7 protein-coding genes are annotated in these 6,291 nt (G+C 59.9%); 1 reads left to right on the top strand and 6 read right to left on the bottom strand.

Features of this window, described 5'->3' with window-relative positions; genetic code table 11:
* The 4 genes from fusA to Q0Y09_RS08900 form a co-directional block, all read right to left on the bottom strand.
* Positions 1–1,468 (bottom strand): elongation factor G (gene fusA, locus Q0Y09_RS08915; protein WP_297720595.1); only part of this gene is annotated, 1,468 nt, incomplete at its 3' end.
* A gap of 17 nt (positions 1,469–1,485) precedes the next feature.
* Positions 1,486–1,956, bottom strand: a complete 471-nt coding sequence (rpsG, locus tag Q0Y09_RS08910; RefSeq protein WP_204739783.1) for a 30S ribosomal protein S7 — start codon at positions 1,954–1,956, stop codon at positions 1,486–1,488.
* 216 nt (positions 1,957–2,172) lie between these two features.
* Entirely contained in the window at positions 2,173–2,595 is a 423-nt protein-coding gene (gene rpsL / locus Q0Y09_RS08905) for a 30S ribosomal protein S12 (protein WP_297720591.1), read from the bottom strand.
* Between the two features lie 81 nt (positions 2,596–2,676).
* Positions 2,677–2,919 (bottom strand): ribosomal L7Ae/L30e/S12e/Gadd45 family protein, encoded by a 243-nt coding sequence (locus tag Q0Y09_RS08900; protein ID WP_297720588.1) that lies wholly within the window; start codon positions 2,917–2,919, stop codon positions 2,677–2,679.
* 418 nt (positions 2,920–3,337) lie between these two features.
* Between Q0Y09_RS08900 and Q0Y09_RS08895 the strand changes: the two genes are divergently transcribed.
* Entirely contained in the window at positions 3,338–5,329 is a 1,992-nt protein-coding gene (locus Q0Y09_RS08895) for a fructose-1,6-bisphosphatase (RefSeq protein WP_297720585.1), read from the top strand.
* Positions 5,330–5,391: 62 nt separating this feature from the next.
* Here Q0Y09_RS08895 and Q0Y09_RS08890 read toward each other — a convergent pair whose 3' ends face one another.
* Both Q0Y09_RS08890 and Q0Y09_RS08885 read right to left on the bottom strand, forming a co-directional pair.
* Positions 5,392–5,790 (bottom strand): metal-dependent transcriptional regulator, encoded by a 399-nt coding sequence (locus tag Q0Y09_RS08890; RefSeq protein ID WP_297720583.1) that lies wholly within the window; start codon positions 5,788–5,790, stop codon positions 5,392–5,394.
* A gap of 17 nt (positions 5,791–5,807) precedes the next feature.
* The gene (locus tag Q0Y09_RS08885; RefSeq protein ID WP_297720579.1) at positions 5,808–6,239 is read right to left on the bottom strand and encodes a flavodoxin; all 432 of its coding nucleotides are present in this window, start codon (positions 6,237–6,239) and stop codon (positions 5,808–5,810) included.
* Positions 6,240–6,291 lie beyond the last annotated feature (52 nt).

Below are 6,291 nucleotides of genomic sequence, written 5' to 3'. Positions count from 1 at the left end.
CCTTGTAAGCAACCTGCGGCTCACCTACGTTTGCCTCAACCTTGAACTCGCGAAGCAGACGGTCAACGATGATCTCGAGGTGCAGCTCACCCATGCCGGCGATGATGGTCTGACCGGTCTCCTCATCCGTCCAAGTCCGGAAGGTGGGGTCCTCCTCAGCCAGCTTCACCAGCGCCAGGCCCATCTTCTCCTGACCGGCCTTGGTCTTGGGCTCGATGGCGACGCGGATAACGGGCTCGGGGAACTCCATGGACTCCAGGATGATGGGGTGCTTCTCATCACACAGGGTGTCGCCGGTGGTGGAGTTCTTCAGGCCGACCACGGCGGCGATGTCGCCGGAGTAGACGGTCTCGATGTCCTCGCGGTGGTTGGCGTGCATCTGGAGGATACGGCCAATGCGCTCCTTCTGGTTCTTGGTGGAGTTGAGCACGGAGGTACCGGTGTTGAGCACGCCGGAGTACACGCGGATGAAGGACAGACGGCCCACATAGGGGTCGGTGGCAATCTTAAAGCCCAGGGCGGAGAAGGGGGCGTTGTCGTCGGCGGGACGGGTATCCTCCTCCTCGGTCTCGGGATTCACACCGTCGATGGCGGGGATATCCAGAGGAGAGGGCATATAGTCCACGATGGCGTCCAGCAGCTTCTGCACACCCTTGTTGCGGTAAGAGGTGCCGCAGACCACGGGCACCATCAGGTTGTCGATGGTGGCCTGACGGATGGTCTTGCGGATCAGCTCCTCGGGGATGGGCTGCTCCTCCAGGGCCAGCTCCATGATCTCGTCGGAGAGGTCGGCGCAGGCGTCGATGAGCTTGGTCCGGTACTCCAGGGCCAGCTCCATCATGTCGGCGGGGATCTCCTCCACACGCATATCCTTGCCCATCTCATCGTAGTAGATATCAGCATCCATCTCGACCAGGTCGATGATGCCCCGGAAGGTATCCTCCTTGCCGACGGGGAGCTGAATGGGCACGGCGTTGCACTTGAGGCGGTCATGGATCATGTTGAGCACGTTGTAGAAGTCAGCGCCCATGATGACCATCTTGTTGACATAGATCATCCGGGGGACCTTGTAGTTGTCGGCCTGGCGCCACACAGTCTCAGACTGGGGCTCCACGCCGCCCTTGGCGCACATGACGGTCACAGAGCCGTCCAGCACGCGCAGGGAACGCTCCACCTCCACGGTGAAGTCCACGTGGCCCGGGGTGTCAATGATGTTCAGACGGGTCTGGGGGAACTGGTTCTTGGAACCATTCCAGTAACAGGTGGTGGCGGCGGAGGTGATGGTGATGCCGCGCTCCTGCTCCTGAGCCATCCAGTCCATGGTGGCGGTGCCATCATGGGTCTCACCGATCTTGTAGTTGACGCCGGTGTAGTAGAGGATGCGCTCAGTGGTGGTGGTCTTACCGGCGTCAATGTGAGCCATGATACCGATATTTCTGGTATTCTCTAAGGTAACTTTCCTAGGCATACTCTAATAACTCCTTATTACCAGCGGTAATGCGCGAAGGCCTTGTTGGACTCGGCCATCTTGTGGGTATCCTCGCGCTTCTTGACCGCGGAACCGAGGTTATTGGCGGCATCCATGATCTCGCCGGCGAGACGCTCCTTCATGGTCTTCTCGCTGCGGTTGCGGGCGTAAGTGGTGAGCCAGCGCAGACCGAGGGTCTGACGGCGCTCAGGCCGGACCTCGATGGGCACCTGGTAGGTGGCGCCGCCCACGCGGCGGGCCTTGACCTCCAGGGACGGCATGATGTTCTCCAGAGCGGTGGTGAAGACCTCCAGGGGCTCCTTACCGGTCTTTTCCTTGATAATGTCGAAAGCACCGTAGACCACTTTCTGGGAGACACCCTTCTTGCCGTCCAGCATGATGCTGTTGACCAGCTTGGTCACCAGGACGGAGTTATACAGGGGATCGGGCAGGACCTCCCGCTTGGGTACGTTTCCTCTTCTGGGCACTTTGCTTCCCTCCTTCACAGTATGATTTCATAGGTACTCGAAGGCTTTCAAAAGCCCCCGTGTAAGACAAGTGCCTGCTTGTCCAGTGCCTCACAGGAAAACGCCCCCTATTATATAGGTAAGCGCTTCTGCAAGGACAACTGCCTTGCGCTTCGAGCGCGAAAGTCGTTCATAGTTGCGTGGAATGCCTGCGGCATTCTGGGGCGGAGCAGTCTCTTACTTCTTGCCGGCCTTGGGACGCTTGGTGCCGTACTTGGAACGGGCCTGCATACGGCCGTTGACGCCCTGGGTATCCAGAGAGCCGCGGATGATGTGGTAACGCACGCCGGGCAGGTCCTTGACACGGCCGCCGCGGATCATGACCACAGAGTGCTCCTGCAGGTTGTGGCCGACACCGGGGATATAGGCGGTGACCTCGTAACCGTTGGTCAGCTTCACACGGGCGATCTTACGAAGGGCCGAGTTAGGCTTCTTGGGGGTAGAGGTACGAACAGCGGTGCACACGCCGCGCTTCTGGGGAGAAGGCAGGTCGGTCTCGCGGTTCTTGAGGGTGTTCAGGCCGTGCTGCATGGCGGGGGAGGTGGACTTGTAGGTCACCTTCTCGCGGCCCTTGCGGACGAGCTGGTTGAACGTAGGCATGAATGGTTCCTCCTTTCTCGCATTTTCAGTCAAAAATATATTTTAACGGAACAACAGAAAATTATTCCGTTAAAACCACATTCAGCGGACCAGGGCCGCCACGGCGGCTCCCACGGCAATGCCGCAAGCCTGGCCCAGCTCCCGCATGGCGGGAACGTGGACGACCTGTGCGCCCCGCTCGGCACACAGGCTCTCGATGGGTCCGGTCACACCCGGGTCGGCGTCCTCTGCCAGATAGACCCGAACGGCCCTTCCATCGCTGAGAGCGCGGCGGGTCTGCTTGGCGCCCACCACCCGGGGTCCGGTTCTGAGTTCACTGAGCAAACCGTCATCCCCCTTGAGTTCAGATGTCCCAATGGAAAGCGGAGTTTTCCACCCACTTTTCCACCAGGCGCAGAATACACCTGCGCAATTTGGAATTATAACATGCCCGTTCCGGGAAGTCAAGCGATATTTTGACAGGAAAAGCCATCTCTTCCCCCCATCCTTTATACACTTTTGCGGGTTTTCCGGTCCCCGGGGGCCTGACGACCTGCCGCTTCCCAACGAAAGGAAGCTGCCAGTCGTTCAAAAGGCTGTCCCCCATGGTTCGAGCCGCAAACGATTTCCGCAAGAAAGAGGGTATTTTCGTTTTGATTTTTGCATTTTTTATGGCATATATCGTGAAAAAATACTACCTTTTCTTCCAAAGTGGTGGTACAATCAGGGTGATATTACAGCCGAAACAGGAGGCTTGATCCGGATGAACACCAAAACCCCAGATCTGCGCTATTTGCAGATGCTCTCCCGCCAGTACCCCACCGTTCAGGCAGCCAGCAGTGAGATCATCAATTTGCAGACCATTCTGAACCTGCCCAAGGGCACCGAGCACTTCATCTCCGACGTCCACGGCGAGTACGAAGCCTTTCTCCACATCCTCAACTCGGCCTCCGGCGTGGTGCGGGAGAAGGTAGACGCCCTCTTTGCCACCAGCGTCTCCAAGGCTGACCGGGACCAGCTGGCCACTCTCATCTACTATCCCGAGGAAAAGCTCAGCGTCATCGCCGCCCAGACTGAGAGTCTAGAGGAGCTGGAGGAGTGGTACCGCATCACCCTCCACCGTCTCATCGATATCTGCCGTCTGGTCACCTCCAAGTACACCCGCTCCAAGGTCCGGAAGGCCCTCCCCAAGGAGTACGCCTACATCATCGACGAGCTGCTCAACACCAACTATGAGTTCCACAATAAGCGGGACTACTATGAAAATATCATCTCCACCATCATCGACATTGATCGGGCCGAGGGCTTCATCATCGCTGTGTGCAATCTCATCAAGCGCATGGTGGTAGACCGGCTTCACATGGTGGGAGACATGTTCGACCGGGGCCCCCGGGCCGACATCATCATGGACGCCCTGATGGAGCACCACAACGTGGATATCCAATGGGGCAACCACGACGTACTGTGGATGGGGGCCGCCACCGGCAGCCGCACCCTGGTGGCCACCGTACTCTCCAATTCCATTCACTACAACAATCTGGAGGTCATCGAGACCGGCTACGGTATCTCTCTGCGTCCCCTGGCCCTCTTTGCCAACGAGGTCTACCGTGACTGCGATTGCTCCTGCTTCGAGGCCAAGTTCGCCGGAGACGACGCCGACCACTACACTGAGAAAGACAAGGCCCTGGCCGCCCGGATGCACAAGGCCATCACCATCATTCTCTTCAAGCTGGAGGGACAGAAGATCCTGCGCAATCCCGGCTTCGGCATGGAGGACCGGCTGCTGCTGGACAAGATCGATTACGACCACAAGTGCATCACCATCCATGGCGTGAAGTACGATCTGGCCGACACCGACTTCCCCACCGTGGACCGGGAACACCCCTACGACCTGTCCCCCGAGGAGAGCGACCTCATTGACCAGCTCACCGAGTCCTTCGAGCGCAGCGAAAAGCTCCAAAAGCATGTGCGCTTCCTCTACTCCAAGGGCGGGCTCTATAAGGTCTTCAACGGAAACCTCCTCCTCCACGGCTGCGTCCCCCTCACCGAGGACGGGCAGATCTGCAAATTCAGCATGGTGGGCTGTAAGGACCTGGGCGGACGGGCCTTCCTGGACCATGCCGAGGCGGTGGCCCGCCAGGGCTACTACGCCAAGCCGGGCACTCCGGAGCGCACCGCAGGCCAGGACTTCCTGTGGTTCCTCTGGTGTGGCCGCAACTCTCCCCTCTTCGGTCGCCAGCAGATGACCACCTTCGAGCGGCGGCTTATCAAGGATGAGTCGGCCTGGGCCGAACCCAAAAACGCCTACTATACTTATTATAATGATCCCTCTGTGTGCGACATGCTCCTGGCTGAGTTCGGCCTGAGCGGTCCCCACTGCCACATCATCAACGGCCATGTGCCGGTAAAGTCCAAAAAGGGGGAGAGCCCCTTCAAGGGGAGCGGCAAGCTCATCGTCATCGACGGCGGCTTCTGCAGGGCCTACCAGCCCACCACCGGCATCGCCGGCTACACCCTCATCTACAATTCCAACTGCTACCGCATCGTCTCCCACAGGCCCTTCTCCGGCAAGCGGGAGGCCATCCAGGAAAACAAGGATATCGCCTCCACCTCCGAGGTCTTCGAGCGCATGGAGACCCGGGTAAAGATCTCGGGCACCGATATCGGCAGCGAGCTCCAGCGCCAGGTGGACGACCTGAAGGCCCTCCTCCGGGCCTACAAAATGGGCGAAGTGCCGGAGGACCACCGGGCCTGAGCCTGTCCCTAGCAGAAAAAGATGGCGGACACTGCCAACAGTGTCCGCCATCTTTTCCGCTTCTATTCCCCCGCGGCGCGGAGGAGGGCAGCGCTGTCCGGCAGGACCCGCCGAACGATGCCCTCAATCCCCTCCTCTGAAAGACTGCACAGGCAGGCCACGGCGTCCCGGCGGGCCACCTCTTCTGACAGCCCCAACCGCTCGGTCAGAAAGGACTCCAGGAGCATGCACTTGGTGTGGAGCTGATTGGCCACCCAGATACCCGTTCCAGTGAGCTGGACCCGGCCATAGTGGCGCTTAGAGATGAGACCGTCCGCCACCAGCACCCCCATCATATGGACGACGCTGGCCGGTGAGACACCCAGAGCCCGGGAGATGTCCACTGACCGGACGGGCATGCCCTCGCCGCTGAGCCGGTAGATGACGAGCAGATACCGTGTGGCCGCCGAAGACAGGACCATTCCCACCGCCCCCTTACTTACGCGCCAGCAAAGCCGCCGCCGAAGTTCCGGCATCGCTCCAGCGCCTCTCCGTCAGGCGTCTCATTGACGATCAGCCCTTCGCCGCCGTAGAGGACGGCTCCATCCCGTTCCACACGGTCCCACCAGTCCCGCATCCACTGGCCGTCGCCCCAGCCGTAGGAGCCGAACAGGGCCACCTTCTTTCCGGAGAGCGCCCCCTCCACCGAGACAAAGAAGGGCTCGAATTCGTCCTCCTCCAGCACCTCCGCCCCCATGGCCGGGCAGCCGAAGGCCACCAGGTCGCTGCCGGCGATGTCAGATGCTTCGGCCTGGTCCACCGTCAGAAGCATCACCTCAGCACCGGCAGCCTCCGCCCCCTGGGCGATGGCTTGGGCCATGGCCTCAGTGTTACCGGTCTGGGACCAGTAGATCACAGTCATCTTGCTCATGTCAGATTCCCTCCGTATCAATATAAGTCAGTGGTTTTCACACTCTGCGGCG

Origin of the sequence: Intestinimonas sp., from assembly GCF_026169115.1 — a bacterium.
Classification (GTDB): Bacteria; Bacillota; Clostridia; order Oscillospirales; family Oscillospiraceae; genus Intestinimonas.
Note: the sequence above shows the minus strand (reverse complement) of the source record. Positions and strands in the feature narration are given on the sequence as shown.